28 protein-coding genes are annotated in these 22,466 nt (G+C 38.8%); 22 read left to right on the top strand and 6 right to left on the bottom strand.

The genetic code is table 11. From position 1 onward, the window contains the following. Positions 1-36: 36 nt before the first annotated feature. Both M9R32_RS00770 and M9R32_RS00775 read right to left on the bottom strand, forming a co-directional pair. A complete protein-coding gene (locus tag M9R32_RS00770) occupies positions 37-966 on the bottom strand; it encodes an alpha/beta hydrolase (protein WP_269924836.1) in 930 nt (309 codons plus the stop codon). Between the two features lie 11 nt (positions 967-977). Beyond that, entirely contained in the window at positions 978-1,880 is a 903-nt protein-coding gene (locus M9R32_RS00775) for a hydroxymethylglutaryl-CoA lyase (RefSeq protein ID WP_269924837.1), read from the bottom strand. A gap of 82 nt (positions 1,881-1,962) precedes the next feature. Here M9R32_RS00775 and M9R32_RS00780 point away from each other — a divergent pair, with 82 nt between their 5' ends. Together M9R32_RS00780 and M9R32_RS00785 are read left to right on the top strand one after the other, a co-directional pair. Continuing rightward, positions 1,963-3,150, top strand: a complete 1,188-nt coding sequence (locus M9R32_RS00780; protein WP_269924838.1) for an acetyl-CoA C-acetyltransferase — start codon at positions 1,963-1,965, stop codon at positions 3,148-3,150. A gap of 17 nt (positions 3,151-3,167) precedes the next feature. Further along, complete coding sequence (locus M9R32_RS00785; protein ID WP_269924839.1) at positions 3,168-3,425, top strand: YqkE family protein; 258 nt, start codon at positions 3,168-3,170, stop codon at positions 3,423-3,425. A 59-nt stretch (positions 3,426-3,484) separates the two neighbouring features. On the opposite strand, the gene M9R32_RS00790 is transcribed toward M9R32_RS00785, so the two are convergent. Then, positions 3,485-3,631: a hypothetical protein gene (locus M9R32_RS00790; RefSeq protein WP_269924840.1), complete on the bottom strand. Its 147-nt coding sequence runs from the start codon at positions 3,629-3,631 to the stop codon at positions 3,485-3,487. A 512-nt stretch (positions 3,632-4,143) separates the two neighbouring features. Here M9R32_RS00790 and M9R32_RS00795 point away from each other — a divergent pair. Together M9R32_RS00795 and M9R32_RS00800 are read left to right on the top strand one after the other, a co-directional pair. Further along, entirely contained in the window at positions 4,144-4,698 is a 555-nt protein-coding gene (locus tag M9R32_RS00795) for a sigma-70 family RNA polymerase sigma factor (protein WP_269924841.1), read from the top strand. After that, a complete protein-coding gene (locus tag M9R32_RS00800; protein WP_269924842.1) occupies positions 4,695-5,783 on the top strand; it encodes a DUF4179 domain-containing protein in 1,089 nt (362 codons plus the stop codon). The genes M9R32_RS00795 and M9R32_RS00800 overlap by 4 nt, the downstream gene beginning before the upstream one ends. Positions 5,784-5,966: 183 nt before the next feature. Here M9R32_RS00800 and M9R32_RS00805 read toward each other — a convergent pair whose 3' ends face one another. Beyond that, positions 5,967-6,869, bottom strand: a complete 903-nt coding sequence (locus M9R32_RS00805) for an aldo/keto reductase (protein WP_269924843.1) — start codon at positions 6,867-6,869, stop codon at positions 5,967-5,969. 70 nt (positions 6,870-6,939) lie between these two features. On the opposite strand from M9R32_RS00805, the gene M9R32_RS00810 reads away from it, so the two are divergent. The 6 genes from M9R32_RS00810 (at position 6,940) to M9R32_RS00835 (ending at position 12,266) form a co-directional block, all read left to right on the top strand. Continuing rightward, positions 6,940-7,488: an NUDIX domain-containing protein gene (locus M9R32_RS00810; protein WP_269924844.1), complete on the top strand. Its 549-nt coding sequence runs from the start codon at positions 6,940-6,942 to the stop codon at positions 7,486-7,488. Between the two features lie 51 nt (positions 7,489-7,539). After that, positions 7,540-8,058, top strand: a complete 519-nt coding sequence (locus tag M9R32_RS00815; protein ID WP_269924845.1) for a hypothetical protein — start codon at positions 7,540-7,542, stop codon at positions 8,056-8,058. 100 nt (positions 8,059-8,158) lie between these two features. Continuing rightward, positions 8,159-8,623, top strand: a complete 465-nt coding sequence (gene fur / locus M9R32_RS00820) for a ferric iron uptake transcriptional regulator (RefSeq protein WP_269924846.1) — start codon at positions 8,159-8,161, stop codon at positions 8,621-8,623. Between the two features lie 150 nt (positions 8,624-8,773). Further along, positions 8,774-9,676, top strand: coding sequence for a site-specific tyrosine recombinase XerD (gene xerD / locus M9R32_RS00825; RefSeq protein WP_269924847.1), 903 nt, complete (start codon positions 8,774-8,776; stop codon positions 9,674-9,676). Positions 9,677-9,759: 83 nt separating this feature from the next. Further along, on the top strand, positions 9,760-10,944 hold the full coding sequence (deoB, locus tag M9R32_RS00830; RefSeq protein ID WP_269924848.1) for a phosphopentomutase: 1,185 nt from the start codon (positions 9,760-9,762) through the stop codon (positions 10,942-10,944). A 17-nt stretch (positions 10,945-10,961) separates the two neighbouring features. Continuing rightward, positions 10,962-12,266: a pyrimidine-nucleoside phosphorylase gene (locus M9R32_RS00835; protein WP_269924849.1), complete on the top strand. Its 1,305-nt coding sequence runs from the start codon at positions 10,962-10,964 to the stop codon at positions 12,264-12,266. Positions 12,267-12,393: 127 nt separating this feature from the next. On the opposite strand, the gene M9R32_RS00840 is transcribed toward M9R32_RS00835, so the two are convergent. Beyond that, positions 12,394-12,579, bottom strand: a complete 186-nt coding sequence (locus M9R32_RS00840; RefSeq protein ID WP_269924850.1) for a hypothetical protein — start codon at positions 12,577-12,579, stop codon at positions 12,394-12,396. 153 nt (positions 12,580-12,732) lie between these two features. Here M9R32_RS00840 and M9R32_RS00845 point away from each other — a divergent pair, with 153 nt between their 5' ends. The 7 genes from M9R32_RS00845 to M9R32_RS00875 all read left to right on the top strand — a co-directional run bounded on the left by M9R32_RS00845 (position 12,733) and on the right by M9R32_RS00875 (position 18,019). Continuing rightward, positions 12,733-12,897 (top strand): hypothetical protein, encoded by a 165-nt coding sequence (locus M9R32_RS00845; RefSeq protein ID WP_269924851.1) that lies wholly within the window; start codon positions 12,733-12,735, stop codon positions 12,895-12,897. A 141-nt stretch (positions 12,898-13,038) separates the two neighbouring features. Next, positions 13,039-13,395: an STAS domain-containing protein gene (locus M9R32_RS00850; RefSeq protein ID WP_016427460.1), complete on the top strand. Its 357-nt coding sequence runs from the start codon at positions 13,039-13,041 to the stop codon at positions 13,393-13,395. Then, positions 13,385-13,837 (top strand): anti-sigma F factor, encoded by a 453-nt coding sequence (gene spoIIAB / locus M9R32_RS00855; RefSeq protein WP_269924852.1) that lies wholly within the window; start codon positions 13,385-13,387, stop codon positions 13,835-13,837. The genes M9R32_RS00850 and spoIIAB overlap by 11 nt, the downstream gene beginning before the upstream one ends. Continuing rightward, positions 13,834-14,616 (top strand): SigF/SigG family RNA polymerase sporulation sigma factor, encoded by a 783-nt coding sequence (locus M9R32_RS00860; RefSeq protein ID WP_269924853.1) that lies wholly within the window; start codon positions 13,834-13,836, stop codon positions 14,614-14,616. Before spoIIAB ends, M9R32_RS00860 begins: the two co-directional genes overlap by 4 nt. Beyond that, positions 14,613-16,067, top strand: a complete 1,455-nt coding sequence (locus M9R32_RS00865; RefSeq protein WP_269925104.1) for a spore germination protein — start codon at positions 14,613-14,615, stop codon at positions 16,065-16,067. The genes M9R32_RS00860 and M9R32_RS00865 overlap by 4 nt, the downstream gene beginning before the upstream one ends. Positions 16,068-16,138: 71 nt before the next feature. After that, positions 16,139-17,467, top strand: coding sequence for a diaminopimelate decarboxylase (gene lysA / locus M9R32_RS00870; RefSeq protein WP_269924854.1), 1,329 nt, complete (start codon positions 16,139-16,141; stop codon positions 17,465-17,467). A 186-nt stretch (positions 17,468-17,653) separates the two neighbouring features. Beyond that, on the top strand, positions 17,654-18,019 hold the full coding sequence (locus M9R32_RS00875; RefSeq protein ID WP_269924855.1) for a GNAT family N-acetyltransferase: 366 nt from the start codon (positions 17,654-17,656) through the stop codon (positions 18,017-18,019). Here the strand turns inward: M9R32_RS00875 and M9R32_RS00880 are convergent. After that, a complete protein-coding gene (locus tag M9R32_RS00880) occupies positions 18,016-18,513 on the bottom strand; it encodes a DUF309 domain-containing protein (protein WP_269924856.1) in 498 nt (165 codons plus the stop codon). The two genes, M9R32_RS00875 and M9R32_RS00880, sit on opposite strands and share 4 nt — an antisense overlap. 57 nt (positions 18,514-18,570) lie before the next feature. On the opposite strand from M9R32_RS00880, the gene M9R32_RS00885 reads away from it, so the two are divergent. The 5 genes from M9R32_RS00885 (at position 18,571) to resA (ending at position 22,460) form a co-directional block, all read left to right on the top strand. Further along, positions 18,571-19,350 carry a segregation/condensation protein A gene (locus tag M9R32_RS00885; protein ID WP_269924857.1) on the top strand — a complete coding sequence of 260 codons (780 nt, stop codon included), beginning with the start codon at positions 18,571-18,573 and terminating at the stop codon, positions 19,348-19,350. Next, a complete protein-coding gene (scpB, locus tag M9R32_RS00890) occupies positions 19,343-19,918 on the top strand; it encodes an SMC-Scp complex subunit ScpB (protein WP_269925105.1) in 576 nt (191 codons plus the stop codon). The genes M9R32_RS00885 and scpB overlap by 8 nt, the downstream gene beginning before the upstream one ends. 20 nt (positions 19,919-19,938) lie before the next feature. After that, a complete protein-coding gene (locus M9R32_RS00895) occupies positions 19,939-20,934 on the top strand; it encodes a D-alanyl-D-alanine carboxypeptidase family protein (RefSeq protein WP_269924858.1) in 996 nt (331 codons plus the stop codon). Positions 20,935-21,030: 96 nt separating this feature from the next. Further along, entirely contained in the window at positions 21,031-21,765 is a 735-nt protein-coding gene (locus M9R32_RS00900) for a pseudouridine synthase (protein ID WP_016427450.1), read from the top strand. Positions 21,766-21,923: 158 nt separating this feature from the next. Beyond that, positions 21,924-22,460 (top strand): thiol-disulfide oxidoreductase ResA, encoded by a 537-nt coding sequence (resA, locus tag M9R32_RS00905; RefSeq protein WP_269924859.1) that lies wholly within the window; start codon positions 21,924-21,926, stop codon positions 22,458-22,460. Positions 22,461-22,466 lie beyond the last annotated feature (6 nt).

Here is a 22,466-nt window from a genome sequence, read left to right on the forward strand (position 1 = left end):
TTATTTATCTAATTCCGATAGAGGATTACCTTCTCACTAGTTTGGTAAAAGTTTATACGTATGAAGAAATTCTGCAACTGTTTTTTCATACTCCTCAGCATTTTGATTAAATGATTGAGCATGAGGACCTACTTCAAATAGTTTCAATTGTTTAGGACCCTTTTTCAACTCATAAAGTTCTTTGGTCATTTCAGGTAAAATAAAATCATCTGGCAAACTATGAATGAATAAGACCGGTTTCTCAATACGTGATACAGCTTCGCGAGGTGAGACGAGTTTCATTGAATAACCGTCGCGAACCCTTAAAAAGACATCCGCCAGTTTTATGGCAAGACTCGTTCGAAGTGGCGTTTCTTTTTTCATTAAATATAGAAGTTGATCGGTAAAATCAGAAAATGCACAATCCGCTATATAAAAGTGCGCTTGATCCTCCAAAGTCCCTGCGTAGAGAATGGTAGTAGCCGCACCCATAGATTCCCCATGTATCCCTATAATGGCATCTTCTCCGGCGTAGTTTTTAACTGCTTTGACTACAGCCTGCAAATCCATTTTTTCATAATGACCAAAACTGGTTGTTTTCCCACCGGAATCACCATGACGGCGATGATCATAAACAACGGAATTAAAACCTAGCCGTTCAAAGAGACGGGCATATTTTACTGAATTTATTTTGTTCTCTGTCACACCATGACATATGACTACGAAGTTATTCGTGTCTAAAGGTTCCAAAAAAATTGCTTTGACTGGGTAGCCATTAGGACTGTCAATCCATTTTTCAGTTTTCCTCACTACCTTAAACCATGCCTCGTCAAATCTCTTGGCCGTTATTTCACGATTTAAAATAAATTCATCGTCTTTTTTCTTCAAATACATAAGTCTGTTTGTAAAAACAAAACCAAAAATCGCCGCTCCTGCGGTCATAATACTCGAGAGAATACTGGTGATCCAAAGAATGCGACGCTTCATGGGAATTCCTCCTATGCTTGATTTAACTCGTATAGTCTAAACATGCCCGTATCGATTGGTCTTGAAACGTGAGGAGCGATAATCGAAACCGCTTCACATAGTTTGTTCAGGTCGATTCCTGTGTTTACTCTCATATTATGTAACATATTCACTACATCTTCAGTTGCTACATTACCTGTAGCGCCAGGAGCGAAAGGACAACCGCCCAATCCACCTGCTGAAGTATCGAATCGTGTAACACCTGCCAAAAGAGCAGCATAAATATTGGCAAGTCCCATCTTTCTTGTGTCATGAAAATGTGCGTTCATTAAAACTTGTGGAATTTCACGATTCAATAAAGAAAATAGTTCATAACTCTCCTGTGGATTTGCCATCCCAATCGTATCTGCCACACTAAGTTCATCAACACCCCAGTTTGCGAACTCTTTACATAAAGCCAACGTATCCTTACTATCGATTTTACCTTCATAAGGACAATAAAAAGCTGTTGAAATACATGCTCGGACAAAAATTCCTTGTTGTTTTAATTCCGCTATAACAGGTTTCAGATCTTGCATGCTTTGTGTTGTGGTTTTATTTATGTTCTTTAAATTGAAGGAATTACTTACACCTACAAAAACTGCTACACTATTTGCTCCTGCAGAAAGTGCACGTTCTACCCCTTTAGAATTCGGTGTCAAAACGATTTGACGTCCTTGCTTGTGAACCTCTTTTACAATCTCGTTTGCATCAGCCATTTGGGGAACCCATTTAGGGGATACAAAAGAGGTGATTTCCATTTCTTCAATACCAGCTGCTTGCAGTGCATGTATGAATGCCAGCTTGTTTTTTGTAGAAACCTCTTTTTTCTCATTTTGCAAACCATCTCTTGGGCCGACCTCGATAATTGTCACATTGTTTGGTAAACTAAACATATCATCCCTCCTCCATTCTATTGTAATGATGGGACAGGGGTGCTAGCAAATATATTTTCTTAGGGGATTAGGAGGATTTACAATGTCAACAAAAGAAGTGGTTGTCGTAAGTGCTGTCCGTACAGCAATTGGTTCATTTCAAGGGTCATTAAAAGACGTACCGGCTACAAAGTTAGGTGCGATTGTCATAAAAGAAGCGCTAGCAAAAGCAGGTCTAGAACCCAATCAAGTAAGTGAAGTAATCATGGGGAATGTTTTACAAGCTGGTCTTGGTCAAAATCCTGCGAGACAGGCATCAATTCAAGCTGGTCTGCCGGAGACGGTTCCATCGATGACAATTAATAAGGTATGTGGATCTGGATTGAAAGCGGTTCATTTGGCAACACAGGCAATTATCGCAGGGGACGCGGACATTGTTGTGGCAGGTGGAATGGAAAACATGAGCCAGGCTCCATATTTATTGAAAAATGCACGCGAAGGTTTCCGAATGGGGGATCAAAAAGTAGTAGATAGTATGATTTCTGATGGCTTATGGTGTGCTTTCAATGATTATCACATGGGTATTACAGCAGAAAATCTTTGTAATCGTTACGAAATTACCCGGGAACAGCAAGACGAGTTCTCAGCTCGTTCACAGGAACGTGCCGTACAAGCAATAGATGCCGGGAAATTTAAAGAAGAAATTGTAGCTGTCGAAATTCCACAACGTAAAGGAGACCCGATCGTATTTGATACGGACGAATATCCAAAACGAGGAACTTCTGCTGAAAAATTAGGTAAATTGCGTCCAGCATTCAAAAAAGAAGGCAGTGTCACTGCAGGGAATGCCTCAGGTATTAATGACGGAGCGGCAGCTGTTGTCGTGATGTCTAAAGAAAAAGCAGACGAGTTAGGTTTAACTCCGTTAGCAACTATCGTAGCTAACGCTTCAGCTGGCGTCGATCCATCAGTGATGGGAATCGGTCCGGTTCAAGCAGTTAAAAATGTGTTTGAAAAATCAGGTCTATCTATGGCTGATATTGATTTGGTAGAAGCAAATGAAGCTTTTGCTGCACAATCAATTGCGGTTGATCGTGAACTAGCATTTGATCACGATAAGCTGAATGTTAATGGTGGCGCGATCGCTCTAGGGCACCCAATCGGCGCGAGCGGCGCACGTATTTTCGTATCTCTATTGCATGAAATGACGAAGCAAGATGCGAAGACTGGGTTAGCTACATTATGTATTGGTGGCGGACAAGGGGTCGCAACAATTGTGAAAAGAGCATAGGCAGAAGGTGAAAAAAGATGGTAAAAAAGAAACAGCAACAGCAACAACGCAGACAACCTGAGCGTTCTGAACAATCAGGAAATACGTTAGCTGATCAACTTCAAGGAGATGTGCTTGAAAAACTGAAGTCAGCTAAAAAGCAGTTGCAGGATACAGAGCGGCAACAAGAGGAAGAACGACTGGCGCAAGCTGAATTTAATCGTAAACAAAAAGAAAAAAACAAATCATTTGCGGAACTTCTGGATGAGTATGGCATGAAGGGCAATAAGTTTTAAGAAAAAGAGGACTTCAAATTTTGAAGTCCTTTTGCTTTGTCATTATTAGATGAAACTATTCACTTTAAGAAATTAATAACTAAGACAATCAAATATAGAGGCACGCCAACAATCAACATACCAGCTATAAAATAACTCAAGCTTTTTAACACAAACTTGAAGATATCAAATATTGCACCAGCAAAATCATCAATAAACTTTGTCACTCACATTGCCTCCTATGAAACATATTTAAGTAACATGTTCAAACTAACACAAAAATCTCACATATATATATAGTTTCATCCTTTTAAAAAGAGTTTGTTTAAAATTATCACATATATGAGCTACAAATGAGAATCGATATGCTTTATCAGTGAATACTTAAATTAAAATGTAATGTACCTGCACCTAATTCATGTTTAGGAAACAAGACCATCATTTCGATGGTCTATTTTTATGTCCAAAACCTCAAGTGGCAATCCAGTGTGGGATGTTACACTCAAATAACGGTGCAGTTTATTTTAAGAAGCACTAAAATGAATTTCTTTTTGGAAATGCCAATTAAAAAGACCCCCAAATTCTAATGAAAATAACAACATTTGTTTCAAATGTTGTTCATATTGAAAACAAATTTTTTCATCTTTTTATAAATTTCTTTGAAAAACATGAGAATATATCCAAATCAGAACGATGTTTTAAGTATAAAGGCCTTTACAATCTAATTAGGAGTTGTTGTATGAGAATTACAAGTGAAAATTTTATAAAACATCTTAAAAGAAAGAGAGAAGAAGCACTTGAATATGTAATTGAGGAATATATCGGAATTGTAAAAGCAATTATCTACAATTCCCTCCAATCCTATAATGATCCTCAGTTGGTAGAAGAATGTATAAATGATACGTTTTTAGGCGTCTATGATAATTCCAGACAATTTGAAGGGAATCAGGAAGACTTCAGAAGATGGATTTGTACCATAGCTAAGTTTAAAGCGATTGATAAACAAAGAAAACTGTCAAAAACTGAAATAGTTACTGATATTAATGAAATCAAGAATGCTGTGAAATCAGCCGAAGAGGAATTTTTTGTATGGTCATCAACAGAAGATATTTTAAAAATGATGACGAAATTAGAACCAGTAGACCGTGATATTTTTACGATGAAATTCTTTTTAAATATGAAAAATGAAGAGATTTCCCAACACCTTGGTTTAACAAAGGCATCTGTTGATAATCGATTATATCGTGGGAAAAAAAGATTACAACAAATTCGTTTGGGAGGGTTATTGACTTGAAAAAACTATATAAACAATTTACTAAACTGAATATTGAAATGGATATTCAACCAATGGAAGTAAGCGATCTCGAAAAGGAAAGGGTTAAAAGGGCTGTAATGAAAGGGAAAAAGAAGAATCACTTTTCAAGAAACATGTCGGTTGCAGTTGCCTTTTTCGTGGCTTCAAGTATAACTTTAAGTTTCACATTTCCTACCTTTGCAGCGAAACTTCCGGTTATTGGTAATATATTCGAATTATTTATTGATGATGAGAAATATGTATTTGAAAAATATGATACGTATTCAACAGAAATTGGGGTTACAAAAGAAAGTAATGGGATTAGTGTAACGGTAACAGATGCTGTATATGATGGGGAAAATATTACGGTAGCTTATACAATAAAAAGTGAACAGGATTTAGGAGAAAGACCTGTTTTAATGGGAGAATGGGTTGTTGATGAATTTAAGAATATGTATAAGGACAGTGGTTACTTTAACAGTTATGTTATAGAAAAAATAAACGACAATGAGTACGCAGTATTATATATCTACGAATTAATAGATGGTCCCAAACCGGATGAAGTTCATATAACATGGCATGGAAACAATATTCTTAATTTAAATAATGTAAATAATACTTTTCATGGAGATTGGTCATTTCAATTTTCATTAAATGCTCTTGAAAGTGAAACACAAAAATTTGATGATAGTATAAAAAGTGAAGAGAAAGATATTAAGGTTGTAGTTACAAAAATGACGGAAACACCTATATCCACAACACTATATTTATCAGAATATGCAGATGTTCGCAAAATAGCAAAAGAGGATGAAGAATGGCGTGGTGTACTTATTGAATATCTTGTATCTGATAATTTAGGAAATGAGTACAAAACTATTCATTACAATGGTACAGGTCATAGCACAGATTTCAAGAATCACGTGAATTATTCGCGTATAACTACTACGGTTTTTCATGAGGAAGCAACAACCCTAACCATAACACCCGTTGTTGGTGTATACAAAATGATAGACAATAATGGGTCACTTGAACTGGTTAAAGAACCATACACTATTGAAACGATTCAGTTACCATTGAATAAGTAACGTATTTATATTTTATATAAAAATAAAAACATACAAGCGAAACCTCGTATTTTAATCCGAAAATACGAGGTTTGTTTTTATATTTTGAAATAGAGGATACTCTCTAAATTTTAATCAAATTTATTTCAAAGGTTACAACATGAGCAAAATTTCGCAGATAGGAAAGAGTATTCCAACCATTACTTATAAACGATGATCGGTATACATATCCGCTCTTAAGTATTGCTTCAAGTGTGCTAGCTGCTCCGAAGATATAGGTTGATGATATGCTTTCATTGTCTCCTCTAATTGATTTGCTGAGCTTGCACCTGCCAATATAGCTGAAACTTTGTCGTGTTGAAGCACAAAAGCCAATGCTGAGCTATGCAGGTTTTGTGTGCTTTGAGTGAGTTGTGAAAGTGTATCGATTAATGCTTCTTTACTGTATTCCCCGTATCCATCCGATTTTTCGGCACGTTTTAATGCATCTTGAGTAAGAAGACCTTTAGCGAGAGAACCCCGAGTAACAACCGAAGCACCATGAGAACCAATCATCTCAAACCATTCTTCGGGTCGTCGGTCTAGCATGCTGTATTGCATCATGACAGAGCTAGCATTACCGTCCCGTAGGAACCGATCAATAACATTCGGTCGAATGGATGATATGCCGTATGCACGGATAAGACCTTCTTTTTTCAAGGATTCAAATACATCGACTGCTTCTTCCAAATCATCCTCCATCGTTCCACCATGTAATTGATACAAATCTAAATAATCTGTTTGAAGCCTGCTAAGACTTTCTTTAATTTGCGATGTGATATAAGACTTGGATGAATCCCACGTCCAACCTGAACCATCTTCCTTCCACTTGTTCCCCACCTTGGACGCCAAAATGATGTCCTGTCGTTTTCCTTTCAAAGCGTGTCCAACAACAACTTCATTTTCACCTTTATCATATAAATCCGCCGTATCAAAGTATGTAATGCCTTGTTCAATGGCTGCATCCACTATCAGTTTCGCTTCATGTTGATTTGTCGGGAGCGACATACAACCCAGTCCGATTTCCGATACCATCAATCCGCTGTGTCCAAGTTCACGTTTATTCATCAGTCAGCCTCCTCATTTCATACATGGTACAATTGTCTTTGAAAATAGACAAACAGAAAGGGCGAAAAATATGAAAAAATATGAAGAGAAATCGATATCGTCAACACCGATTTATGAAGGGAAAGTTATTTCTCTTCGAGTGGATGAAGTGACATTGCCAAATGGCAAAACTTCGAAGCGGGAGCTGGTTAAACACCCAGGAGCAGTTGCCATCTTGCCAATTACGGATGAAGGCAAAATTGTCTTTGTCGAGCAATATCGAAAAGCACTTGAACGATCGCTAATTGAAACTCCAGCCGGTAAACTAGAGCCGGGAGAAGAGCCTGAAGTAACTGCAAGAAGAGAACTGGAAGAAGAAACGGGCTACGGCTGTGAAAAATTAACGCATATTCAATCGTTCGCCACTTCACCTGGATTTGCTGATGAAATTATTCATGTGTACGTAGCAGAAGGACTATCAAAAATAGAAAATGCAGCGTCCCTGGATGAAGATGAGTTCGTTGAAATCATTGAGGCAACCATAGAAGAAGCGGAAGAGATGATGAAGTCTGGACAAATCTTTGATGCCAAGACGGCATACAGCGTTCTTTGGGCAAAGGAATATTTACAGAAACGATGAATGATTGATAGTGGGACACGCATAAGCTACTCTATGAAAGGTAGGTGGCGGATGTTGACTCGCTCTTTCCCACTATTTTATTTACTAGGATTGTTAGTCATCGGTTATTTAGGAGGATTATGGCTGTATTCAAAAATGCCTTTTGATCAAGTTGAAAGAGTCATTCATTGGATCGACCCGAGGTTATTAAATGAAAATATACCGAGTGGTTTTGATTCAATTCTCCCGCAACTCGTAACGATTCTATTATTTCTTTTGTTCGCTACTCACTTGATCCTGAAATATGCCATTCTATTAATAGGGACAATGAGAGCTGTTTTCTGGGGAATTTGCTCAGGATTCTTGATTGCGCAGGAAACTGAATTTTGGGCATATGCATTGTGGTGGTTTCCATTCCAATTGATTTATTGCTCTTTATTGTTACTAATTGGCTTCTTGCTTGTGCCTCCACCATCATATAATCAGTCCAAACAAGCTCGTAGTTTTAAAGGAATAGGCGTGCTTAGTCTTATCTATATTGTGTTAATCGGACTTGAATTGTTTGTCCTTCCATATATTCATGGTTTATAATCCATACTAGATTATAATTGTTATCGTTTGGTTAACTTTCTCTATCTTGTAATGAGAAAGACCAATTTGGTATAATGAAGGAAGTTTGGGGGGGCGTCACATGGAGAGCCGTATTGACCGGATAAAAAAGCAGCTTCATGGTGCGAGCTATAAACTGACGCCACAGCGTGAAGCGACAGTTAGAGTGCTTCTTGAAAATGAAGAAGATCATTTGAGTGCGGAAGATGTATACCTTCTCGTTAAAAATAAAGCACCTGATATTGGACTTGCAACAGTATATCGAACACTTGAACTTCTTACAGAATTAAAAGTTGTCGATAAAATTAACTTTGGAGACGGTGTTTCAAGGTACGATTTGCGTCAGGAAGGTGCAGCACACTTCCATCACCATCTCGTATGTATTGAATGTGGAGCCGTAGATGAAATCCAGGAAGACTTGTTGGAAGATGTAGAAGCCATTGTGGAAAAACGATGGAATTTCCAAATCAAAGATCATCGATTGACGTTCCATGGTATTTGTTGGCGGTGTCACGATAACCATGATGAAAAAGAAGAATCTGAGTAACAGAAAAGCGGCTAAAGCCAAGACTCAGACATGTTATACTGTAAAACAAAAGGATGGCAGAATTGCTATCCTTTTTTACGTTTTCATTAATAAAAAAAATAGACCATTTCATATATGTACATAAAAGTGTGTTTACAGGGAGGGATTATTATGAAAGAAATGCAAGATGCAGTCGCAGATTATCTTCATTTCCTACGTGTAGAACGACAATTATCTACCAATACTTTAACTTCATACGAACGTGATCTACTTGTCTATATTAAGGATCTTGCAAAAGTTCAACAATTGTCCACACTGAATGATGTCGAGCGAATTCATATACTTTCTCACTTGCAGTCCTTAAAAGTAGGAGGTAAATCATCTCGTACTTTAGCTCGCCATATTTCATCGATCAGATCGTTTCATCAATTTTTAATTCGAGAAAAGATCGCAAATTCAGATCCGTCTGTGCATCTAGAAATGCCACAAATGGATCGTACGTTACCAAAGATATTGTCAATTGAAGAAGTAGAGGAATTGATTGCTGCGCCAAATTTGGATAAACCGCAGGGCTTGAGGGATCGGGCATTATTGGAGATTCTTTACGGAACAGGGATGCGAATCAGTGAATGTATTACTTTGAACATGGAAGATTTACATTTAACGATGGGTTTTGTCAGATGCTTCGGTAAAGGAGGAAAAGAAAGAATTATTCCTTTAGGCCGAACAGCTCTGGCAGCATGTGAACAATATTTGAAAGAAGGGCGTCCGAAATTGATCAAACCTTCCCATCGAACGGATATTATTTTTGTCAATCAACGTGGGAAAGGATTGACGAGACAGGGCGTATGGAAACTAATGAAAGAGTATGCAGTGAAAGCAGGCATTCAAAATGAACTTACTCCACATACAATGCGCCACTCTTTTGCCACTCATTTGATAGAAAACGGAGCCGATTTACGTGCTGTACAGGAAATGCTTGGACATGCGGATATATCAACAACTCAAATTTACACACATGTGAGCAAAACGCGATTAAAAGATGTGTACAAGCAGTTTCACCCGAGAGCATAATCAAACTTAATTCGTCAGAAGTCTGACGTGTATTTTTTCCATACATTTGATAAGATATGAATAGTAGTTGAAGGAGGATTTGTATGACACATAAATCATTTAAACGCATTCACTTAGTTGTTATGGACTCCGTTGGAATTGGCGAAGCACCAGATGCCCAATCATTCGGGGACACAGGTTCAGATACACTTGGACATATTGCAGAAAAAATGAATGGATTGAACATGCCAAACCTTGAAAAAATGGGACTTTCTAATATTCGTCCATTCCAAGGTATTCAGCCTGTAACGGTTCCTTCATCTTATTATGGGAAAATGCAGGAAGCTTCAGTAGGTAAAGATACAATGACAGGTCACTGGGAAATCATGGGTCTAAACATTGATCAACCTTTTAAAGTTTACCCAGATGGATTCCCAGAAGAATTAATTAAAGCATTGGAAGAAAAGACAGGGCGTAAAGTCATTGGCAATAAACCAGCAAGTGGTACGGAAATTTTGGACGAGTTAGGTCAAGAACATATGGAAACAGGCGCAATTATCGTTTATACGTCTGCGGATCCAGTATTGCAGATTGCTGCTCACGAAGAAATTATTCCTTTAGAAGAACTATATAAAATCTGCGAAATTGCACGCGAATTAACACTTGAACCCGAGTTTCTAGTAGGACGCGTCATTGCACGTCCATTTATCGGACAACCAGGTGAATTCAAGCGTACAACCAATCGTCATGACTATGCATTGAAACCATTTGAACGTACAGTGATGAATGAACTAAAAGATGCAAATTATGATGTGATTGCCATTGGTAAAATCTCAGACATTTACAACAATGAAGGTGTAACTGAGTCATTGCGTACAAAAGACAATATGGACGGCATGGACAAGTTGGCTGAAGTCGTGAAAAGAGATTTCCATGGCATCAGTTTCTTGAATCTTGTAGACTTCGACGCCTTGTATGGTCACCGTCGTGATCCAATCGGTTACGGAGAGGCATTGGAAGCTTTCGATGCACGTATGCCAGAAGTATTGGACGCTTTGACTGATGAAGATTTACTAATTATCACAGCTGACCATGGAAATGACCCTACCTTCCCAGGTACGGATCATACTCGTGAATTTGTGCCAGTGCTGGCTTATTCACCTCGCTTTACGGAAGGAAAAGAACTTCCACTAAGTGAAACATTTGCTGATATAGGGGCGACAATTGCGGAAAACTTTAAAGTTTCTATGCCTAAATTTGGCCGCAGTTTCCTTTCCCACTTAAACTGAAGGATAGGTGAACATTCATGAGAATGGTTGATTTAATTGAAAAAAAACGTGATGGCGCAGAATTAACTACGGAAGAAATTCGTTTTTTCATTGAGCAATATACAAACGGAAGCATTCCTGATTACCAAGTAAGTGCATTATTGATGGCGATCTACTTCCAAGACATGAGTGATCGTGAACGTGCAGATTTGACACTTGCAATGGTTGAGTCAGGTGATCAGATTGACTTGTCAGGTATCGAAGGTATTAAAGTGGATAAGCATTCAACTGGAGGCGTGGGTGACACAACTACACTAGTGCTTGGACCTTTAGTGGCAGCATGTGGTGTACCGGTTGCTAAAATGAGCGGTCGTGGCCTTGGTCATACGGGCGGTACGATTGATAAATTGGAAGCAATTGAAGGCTTCCATGTTGAATTGACAACTGAACAATTTACGAAACAAGTTAATGAAATGAAACTTGCTGTAATCGGTCAAAGTGGTAACTTGACTCCTGCAGACAAAAAATTATATGCGCTTCGTGATGTTACGGGAACTGTAAACAGCATTCCATTGATCGCAAGTTCAATTATGAGTAAAAAAATCGCAGCAGGTGCAGATGCTATTGTTCTTGATGTGAAAACGGGCGAAGGCGCGTTCATGAAAACTGTAGAAGATGCTCGTGCATTAGCAACAGCGATGGTACAGATCGGTAACAACGTAGGTCGTCAAACAATGGCTATCATTTCTGATATGAGCCAACCATTAGGTTTTGCAATTGGGAACTCATTAGAAGTGAAAGAAGCGATTGATACACTTCGCGGCAAAGGTCCTGAAGATTTAACAGAACTATGCATGGTGTTAGGTAGTCAAATGGTCGTTGTCGGCGGGAAAGCAAAAGACTTGGAAGAAGCACGCGGTATGCTCCTTGAAGTGATTGAAAATGGATCTGCGATTGAAATTCTGAAAAACTTCATTGAAGGTCAAGGTGGAAATCCAGCAGTGGTTGACTCACCGGAATTATTGCCACAAGCTCAATATACGTTTGAAGTGCCTTCTAAAGAAAGTGGATATATCTCTTTCATTGAGGCTGACGAAATTGGTACAGCTGCTATGATTCTTGGAGCCGGACGTGCAACAAAAGAATCTGAAATTGACTTAGCAGTCGGTATCGTTCTTCACAAAAAAGTGGGCGACGCGGTTAAAGAGGGTGAGTCCCTTGCAACAATCCACGCTAACACTCAAAATGTAGAACAAGTAATGGAGATATTATACAAATATATCGAGTTCTCAAAAGAACCAACGAAAGCGCCAAAATTAATCGAAGAAATCATCACACATTAATCTAAATCATCAAAGCGGTCTCAATTGAGATCGCTTTTTTGTGGCAAGTTAATACTTTGACAAAAACTGCACCCTGCCGGTTAGACTGTGTCTAACCGGCAGGGTGCAGTTTTTTCTTAACGCCATTTTATTTTCCCAGAAGTGCCATTACACCTTTAAATATTAGGAAAAGAGAGAATATTACTATAGCTAAAACACCGATTACGTTAGTTATGGGCTCTAAACCTGCTAAGAAAGTACCTGATAAGGGAACCTTTAATAATGCGAAACCAGCTAAAATACTAGCCAACATTAAGAGAATAAATCGATCCATTTTGTCACGCCTCCTCTCAAAACATTATATGAATTAATGAAAGGGAAGATGAACCAAAGTGAAATTTTATGAAAAATGTGTAAACCACTTAATAATGAATCGATTCCTCAAACCGCATTCATGAGTCAAACAAAAAAGGAAGGGGGTGTGACAATGTCACAACCCCTTCCTTTTTATTCTTTAGACCACAATGATGCAATTGAAGCAGGGACCTCTTTTTCATTATTTTATTTTGAATTTATGTCTCAGAAATTTCCTTTAGCTCAATACATAAAAACCTACAAAAAAGTAAAACCTTTTTTCGCCGATGATGTTTAAATGAATGAAAGATTTTCCATACTGTTAATGAATAGAATGGTGCAATTTCTGTCGAGAAATAAGAGGTTTAGCCTTTATTTGTCAACGACAAGGAATTGAAGTAGCTCACCTCGAATAGTCACGGAAAGGAGGAGTTACTAGATGAAACATCAACTATTATTTGTCGAAGACGGTATAGCAATTATTCGCTTAAAAGGCGAACTTGACCATCATGCCACACAAACAATCCGTGACGAAATTTCACAATCTCTTTACAGAGGAACTCTTCGTGCCATTATATGGAACTTGCAAGACTTACATTTTATGGATAGTGCAGGAATTGGACTTATCTTAGGAAGAATGAGAGATTTTGTTCCTACCAATGGACAAACCGTCATTTTACATCCTTCTGAAACGATGAAAAAAATCTTTCAATATTCTGGTCTCGGTTCCTATGTTTGGCCAACAACAGAAGAAGAAACAATCGCACAGTTAGGGGGTATTTTAAATGGACAATGAAATGACGCTATCGTTTATTGCCATTAGTGAAAATGAAGGTTTGGCACGTATGGTGATGACGAGTTTTATTGCATCTCTTGACCCAACCATTGATGAATTAGCTGAGTTTAAAACAATTGTTTCTGAAGCAGTCACAAACGCCATCATTCATGGATATGAAGAGGATGGGGAGGGCATCGTAACCATACGTGCCAAAAGAACTGGACAATCCATCACGATGACAATCAGTGATGAAGGCAGAGGGATTCCTAACGTTGAGCAAGCAATGGAACCACTTTATACATCCAAACCGGAGAGAGAACGCTCCGGAATGGGCTTTACCATTATGGAAAGTTTCTCAGATCATTTATCGGTATGGTCAGAGCCTCAGAAAGGAACTGCGATTACCTTTACGAAGGAATTCTTACCCATACAATCCAACTTCGTTTTAGGTGAACGATGACGACGCCTATCGGACAACAACCCGTGTTGTTGACTCAAGAAAAAATGCGAGAATTAATCTTGTTGTCCCAACAAGGAGACAAAGTTGCCAGACAAACCATGGTTGAAGGAAATACCCGTCTCGTCTGGTCCATTGTCCAACGATTCGCTTCACGGGGAGCGGATTTAGAGGATTTATTTCAAATCGGTTGTATTGGGTTAATGAAATCTGTCGACAAATTTGATTTATCTTATGAAGTGAAATTTTCAACCTATGCGGTACCAATGATCATTGGGGAAATTCAACGATTCCTCAGAGATGATGGCATGGTTAAAGTAAGTCGTTCCATCCGTGAACTGAGTTTCAAAATTCGTCATGCCACAGATGAATTTATTCGTCTTCATGAACGTCAGCCGTCCCTGTCCGAGCTTGCCACGACGCTCGATGTGACGATGGATGAAGTAGTACTCGCTTCTGATGCATTGAGAGACCCAGCTTCCCTTCATGAACAATTGTTTGAAAGTGAAGGAGACGCATTGACCCTAATGGATCAATTAAGAGATGAAAGATCGGAGCGCTCATTTGATCACATTCCATTGCGAGATATTTTATCGAAACTCGGAAAACGGGAGCAAATGATTATTTATTTACGCTATTACCTAGACTGTACTCAAAGTGATATTGCCGACAGGCTCGGAATCTCACAAGTGCAAGTGTCCAGGTTAGAAAAGAAAATACTCAAGCAACTGAAAAGTTGGATGTTACCTAAACAGGCAACATTAAAGGATGGATCTCAATAAATAAGTCACTTTTTGCCAATATTCCTGATGCTGAATCCTTTGTTTATTCGAAGTTTGGAAAAGGAGAGAGCTTCGATGTAGGTGTTAAAAAAGCACATGTCTGGTCAATTCCGTCGCTATTCGTTTATATGAATGGTCTGATTGACTCCACAACACTTACCCAAATTTTGACGTTGACTCAGAGTACATCTTCACAAGTCAAACGTAATTTGGAAATTCATGAAATTGAAGCGATGAACAGTTATTTTCCATATCACTCTGTCACGATTTACGATTCGAAAGATGCTTGGCTGTCCGCGGTATTAAGTGGACAGCTGGGTATCGTGACTTCAGGTGGATATGTATTCACTGTTGATGTCCGCTCTTATCCTGGCAGACAACCAGATGAACCGGACAATGAAAAAGTCATCCGGGGATCACGGGATGGATTTACTGAAAATATTTTGCAGAATACGGCATTAATCCGCAGAAGAATACGCGATGTTTCTCTACGCTTTGAATTAACGAAACTTTCTACGAGGGGTCAAACGGATACGGTTATTGCCTATGTAAAAGGTGTTGCGAATGAGGAGCACATCGATTATTTACGCAAGCGTATGAAGAAAATTCATCATGATGGATTGACAATGACCGACAAATCGCTTGAAGAGTGGTTATTTAAACAAAAGTTTCATCCAGTACCATTCGTCCGTTATACAGAACGTGCAGATACATGTGCAGCTCATTTACTGGAAGGACACATTGCGATTATCGTAGATACGTCTCCTTCTGTAATTTTGGTTCCCACAACAATCTTTCATCATCTGCAGCATGCAGAAGAGTATCGACAAGCCCCAATCATTGGTACGGTCGTCCGCATGCTCCGCTTCTCTGGATTTTTCCTGAGTTTAACACTTTTACCTTTCTGGTATTTACTAGTGGTAGAACCAGATCGTGTGCCAGAGTTTCTTTCCTATATTGGTCCAAAAGAAAATGGAGAGGTACCACTTTTCCTTCAAATTGTGATAGCTGATATCGGTCTGGAGTTTTTGAGACTTGCTGCTATTCATACCCCCACACCTTTATCCACGGCAATGGGTTTAGTGGCGGCCATTATCATTGGTCAGATTGCAATCGATGTGGGACTCTTCATTCCTGAAGTGGTTTTATATACCGCTGTATCGGCGATTTTAACTTTTGCACTGCCGTCATATGAATTAAGTGTGGCTGCTAAAATGTTTAGGAATGCATTGCTAATAGCAACCGTCGCATTTGGATCCAACGGCTTTTTCATGGGCATCTTGTTCGTATTCTTTTACCTTGTATCAATTAAACCGATGGGCGTACCATACTTATGGCCACTTGTCCCATTTTTCCCTAAAGCATTGGCTCGAATTCTTATCCGTTTCCCATCATCCAATGGAGCACTCAGACCGTTCATTGTTCATTCACCGAAACGTAAACGTTCCTAATCCATACATTGCATCGGAGTCTTTCCCTATGGTAAAGTTCTTATATTGAAAAACCACTGGGAGAGATGAAGATGCATTTATTTGGAACACAGTCCGTGGACGAACAGGGTCATTTAACTATCGGCGGAACATCTGCACTGACATTGGCAAAAAACTATGGAACACCTTTGTATGTATACGATACTGCTTTAATAAAAGAGCGTGCCCTAGCTTTTATTCAAACATTTGAACGTGAGCACGTTAAAGCTCAAGTTGCATATGCGAGTAAAGCATTCTCAAGTATTGCGATGTATCAGCTCGCTGCAGAAGAAGGACTGTCTTTGGATGTTGTTTCCGGAGGCGAATTATACACAGCTATTCACGCAGGCTTTCCAGTGGATCGTATTCATTTTCATGGAAATAACAAAAGTGATGATGAATTACTCTTTGCTTTAAACGCTGGAATTGGCTGTATTGTAGTTGATAACTTCTATGAAATAGAACAGTTAAAGAGATTGACAGAAAACCATAATAAGCAAATTAACATTTTACTACGTGTGACGCCAGGTATCGAAGCTCACACGCATGACTATATCACGACAGGACAAGCCGATTCGAAATTTGGCTTTGATTTGAATAATGGTCAGGCAGATAAAGCGTTCCATGCAGTAAGAGATGAAAAATTTATTCGTCTACTAGGCATGCATTGCCATATTGGGTCACAGATTTTCGATACGGTGGCTTTCTCTTTAGCAGCGAAAAAACTTATCGGGAAAATGCTTACCTGGAAAACAGATTTTGGCTTTATTTGCCCGGTGTTAAATTTAGGAGGCGGTTTTGGCATCCGCTATACAGAAGAAGATAAACCACTTCAACCAGCAATTTATGTAGAAGACATGATCAGGTCGATTCGCTCTGAAATTGGTGAAGCAGATTATCCAATGCCTGAGATTTGGATTGAACCAGGCCGTTCACTAGTAGGTGACGCAGGGACAACTCTTTATTCGATTGGATCCCAAAAAGAAGTGCCTGGCGTTCGAAATTACCTTGCTGTCGATGGGGGGATGTCAGATAATATCCGTCCTGCTCTTTATCAAGCAAAATATGATGCCGCTGTTGCGAATAAAATGACAGCTGAAGCCACTACTACTTATACGGTAGCCGGCAAATGCTGTGAGTCAGGCGATAAATTAATCGAAGACATTTCTTTACCATCGGTTGAAGCGGGAGATATACTGGCTGTATTTTGCACAGGGGCTTATGGATACTCAATGGCAAGCAATTATAACAGACTCCCTAGACCGGCTGTGGTGTTCGTGGAAGAGGGCAGTCATCGCGTGGTCATAAAGAGAGAAACCTATGAAGATCTTGTCAGGTTGGATTGTTCTTTACAGGGAGAAACGGTGGGGGCACATTCATGAAAAGAACGAATAACAAACTCTATCTGTTTATTCTATTAGTGGGAATTATCTGGGGAGTTCTATATTGGATATTTATTGCACCAAACCAATAAACTGTTAAATAATGGATTGCGAGTTGAAGTTTTATTGCAAATGATGTAGGATAGTCATTGGTGCTGAAGCGGAATCAAAAATGAGGGATTTATTATGTTAGTGCGATATAAAAAAAATTGTGAGAAAATAGCGATGGGTCTCCTGTCCTTTATGCCACAAGAAAAAGATATAAAAAAATTACAAGAAACCATTCATACTTATGAAAACAATCCAAACTGGCATTTGTTTATGTGGAAAAAGGATGAAGATTTTGTAGGCTTGATTGGAATAGAAACGACAGATACTGAGTGTTTGGTTCAGCATATTACAGTTACTCCTTCATTTAGAGGTGAAGGAATCGGAAAAGAAATGGTGTCTAAAGTGAACAATTTCCTTCCATGTAACGAGATAACGGCTGCTGAATCAACAAAACCATTCTTAGATAAGTGCTCTATCCAACAAGAAGGAACAGACGTTTAATGTCTGTTCCTTCTTTTTTCTTCACGTGCATTAAGTATTTCTGTACGATCTCGGAGCATATGCTTGTGTATAAGTTGATCACCCGTAAGTGCGATTAATGCTGGTTGATTATGAATAGCTGATAATAAGTCAGGAGATTCGACTTGAATGGTAAAAGGCTGAAAATCGTTTTTATCGTCTAAACTTTTAATTGATTTCTGTAAATTATTCATGAGATCAGAATAGCTAATTCCTTCAGTAAAAACATTCGTACCATTTAAATGGAAGCGCTCGTATGATTTGACCAGCGATCTTTTTGCACCACTGAAATTACTTCTTCTCCAGTGGTACATTCCTGTAGAAAGCAAAATCCAAGCAGTAAGCGGATGTGTTTTATCTTTCGGTGCAATCTCTTTCCAGTACTCTTCCAACACCTCGTGGCATTCAAAATAATCCTCGTGCTCATTAAAATATATGACAAACTGCATAAAAAGTGGGTGAAACAACGGATGCATTCTTCTCACACTTCCTCTATACTAAAATTTGAATCTATTTGATCGGGTGATCTTAACATGTCTTATGAAGTAAAATTGGACGCTTTTGAAGGTCCTCTCGATTTATTATTGCACTTAATCCATCGTTTGGAAATTGATATATATGATATTCCAATGGCAGATTTAACTTTACAGTACATGGAACATATTCGTGCCATGCAGGTGCTTGAATTGAATGAAGCCAGTGAATATTTAGTAATGGCTGCTTCTTTACTAGCAATCAAGAGCAAAATGCTGCTTCCGATCCACGAAGGCGAATTGGACGATGACGACCTCGTTCTTGATATGAATGATCCAAGGGAAGAATTGGTGAATCGTCTGATTGAATATCGCAAGTTTAAAGAAGCAGCTGAGAATCTTCAACAATTAGAAGAGCAACGAGCACAAGTCTTCACTAGAGCACCAAGTGACTTGACCGACTACCAACCAACTCAACAATTAACAGCATTTGAAGATCCCTTGAATGTCTACGACATGTTGGGAGCATTTCAAAAAATGTTGAGAAGGAAACGATTGAAAGCACCACTGGCAACAAAAATTGCCAGACAGGAACTATCCATTAAAGATCAGATGAAAAGTGTTTTCACAACATTGAAATCCCGAGGTGGAAGTTGTTCATTTTCTGAGCTTTTCCCGTCTGAAGACAAACCAACGCTGGTGGTCACATTTTTATCGCTACTGGAATTGATGAAAAGACAAATGGTAATGGTCGAACAACGTCAGAATTTTGATGATCTGACAGTTAATCTAATAAACGATCGATGGGAGGAAGAATCTTTTGAGCCTATTGATGAGTAAAATTGAAAGTTTACTTTTTGTCACAGGAGACGAAGGGTTATCGAGCAAGCAAATTGAAAATTTAACAGGTGCAACATCTATAGAGGTAAAAGAAGCATTAGAAAAATTACAGGATGAGTACATAAAATCCAAAACCCGTGGAATTGAATTGAAAGAATTAGCAGGTACATATCAACTGATTTCTAAAAGACAGAACGCAGAAACGATTCAACGTCTTGTTGAAAACCCTACAAATCAACCTCTTTCACAAGCATCCTTGGAAGTGTTGGCGATTGTTGCTTATAAACAGCCAATAACTCGCATTGAGATTGAAGACTTACGAGGTGTGAAAAGTGAAAGACCGTTGCACACATTAAGCCTCAAAGGTCTAATTCAGGAAGTCGGACGCGCTGAAGGTACGGGACGCGCCATCCTTTACGGCACAACGAAAGAGTTTTTGAATGTATTTGGGTTAAATGATATGAATGAGCTGCCTCCATTGCCTGAAACGCAAGGTGAGGAAGATGATGACCAAACAGATTTGTTCATGACAAAGTTCCAGGAAGCCTTTGGTGAACAACAAGAATAAAAAACGAAAGGTGCTGCTGATTGCGAATTAAAGGGTTCATTGTGCTGGTAATTTTACTTGTAGGTGTAAGTCTTTTGTATCCTCGATTTTCTGAAGCTCAGGGATCATCTTATGCAGTGATTGATGCCAAAACAGGACGATTACTGATGGGGAGTGGCGAGGATGAACAGATGCCAATTGCTAGTTTGACGAAAATGTGGACAGCAGTTGTCGTAGCTGATGAAGTGGACTTAAAAGAGAAAGCAGAGATTTCTCCCAATGCTACTTCACAGGAAGGTTCATCCATTTATTTGAAAAATGGAGAAGAAACACCGGTGGAAGTATTGTTGTATGGCCTAATGTTGAGGTCCGGAAACGATGCAGCAGTAGCACTTGCAGAGCATGCAGGAGGATCTGTTGAAGGGTTCGTTAAACTGATGAATGAAAAAGCCAGACTTATGGGATTGAAAGATACACATTTTGAAAACCCATCAGGATTACATCATGACCAGCACATGTCTACTGCTTATGACACAGCACTAATGTTGAAAATCGCAATGGAAAACAAAGAATTGCAGCCCATATTGACGGCACCTCATTTTAAGAATGACGGAAAGTTCTGGGAGAACAAACATAAACTCGTTCGCTTGGAAAATACAGCGATTGCTGGTAAAACCGGATTCACCAAAGCGGCAGGAAGAACACTTGCTACTTATTTTAAAGAAGGCGATGAGGAAATTATTGTTGTCACATTGAACCAATCAAACGATTGGCAAATGCATAAGCAACTTGCAGAGAATGTCTTTACACAATATGATAGAGTTCAAGTCATTGAAAAAGGCTCATATGATTTACCTGGTGGATTGGTAATGAAAACAGACCAGCCATCATACATCCTTAAAAAGAATGATGAACAAGTTTCACATCTTGTCGTTTTAAATCGAGCTAAAACGTCTCAAAAAGTGGCTAGATGGGAAGTACAAATAAACGGGCAAACCATACTTACAAAAAAAGTACATATTGAGCGGAATGAATGATGAAGACTGCTTATTAAATAAGCGGTCTTCTTTTGTTTTGAGTGAAAGTGTGACATAATTTTTAAAGAGTATAGGAATCGACGATGAGGTGAAAGTATGGAAAGATTACAAAAAATGTTAGCACATGCTGGGGTTGCATCAAGAAGGAAATCTGAGCAACTGATTTTAGAAGGAAAAGTTAAAGTGAATGGACAAGTTGTTAAAGAACTTGGAACCAAAGTATCTGCATCAGATACTGTTGAAGTAGATGGTGTTAAATTGGAAAAGGAACAAAAGGTTTATTACTTATTATATAAACCAAGAGGCATCATATCAGCCGTAACGGATGACAAAGGCCGTAAAACAGTTGCTGATTTATTTCCGCACATTCCAGAAAGATTGTTTCCGGTGGGGCGTTTGGATTATGAGACATCCGGTCTATTGATTATGACGAATGATGGCGACTTGTCATATACATTGACTCACCCTAAATTCAAAATTGACAAGACATATGTTGCACGAGTAAAAGGTATCCCAGTGAAGGAACAACTCCGTCCGCTAGAAAGAGGGATTGTTCTCGAAGATGGAAAAACTGCTCCAGCCCGTGTGAAATTATTATCGGCTGATCCAAAACAAAGCAAAGCAATTATTGAAATCACAATTCATGAAGGGAAGAACCGTCAAGTTCGCCGTATGTTCGATGCGATTGGATTCCCGGTTCAAAAATTAAAACGTGAGCGATTTGCGTTCTTAACACTGCATGGTCTTAATGCAGGTGAATCACGTGAGTTAACATCCCACGAAGTAAAATTACTGCGTGTAATGGCTGAAACAGGAAAAATTGGTTCATAATTAGTAGGTAATGGAAATTTTGTAGATGGTTCAAATTTATAAAGTACGTTTTCAGAACTCTGGAAAACGTTCACAAACCCTTCAAATCTGCGGTCTAAGCAACCGCTTTTCTTTGTTATAATGAAAAATGATTATTTCGTCATCTAGGAGGTCTAAAAATGGCTCAGACGAAACAAAAAAGGTTTTTGATACGCACATTGATTCTAACTGTGCTGGCAGTTGCAATCATTTACACCATTTACAACAATGCCACGAAAGATAAGTTTGAGGTACTTGGCGTTGGTGATGAAGCCCCGGATTTCACTTTAGTGGATTTAAATGGGGAAGAGCATCGTTTGTCAGATTATAAAGGGCAAGGGGTCTTTTTGAATTTCTGGGGTACATGGTGTAAGCCGTGTGCTAAAGAAATGCCAGCTATGGACCGCCAATACGAAGTATTTAAAGATCAAGGCGTTCAAATCTTGGCTGTAAATATTGCACAGTCCAATTTCGAAGTGGAACGGTTTGCTGACCAATATGGTCTGGATTTCCCAATCGTTATTGATAAAACGAAAAGTGTAATGGAAGCCTATAACATTGACCCGCTTCCAACGACATTGTTAATCAATCCTGATGGTGAAATCGAAAAGATTGTACGCGGAGAGATGACAGAACAGGATATCGCTCTTTTTATGGAGCAGATACGTCCCGAATAAGGAGTC

The sequence above is a fragment of the Paenisporosarcina quisquiliarum genome, assembly GCF_027563315.1.
Taxonomy (GTDB): Bacteria; Bacillota; Bacilli; order Bacillales_A; family Planococcaceae; genus Paenisporosarcina; species Paenisporosarcina quisquiliarum.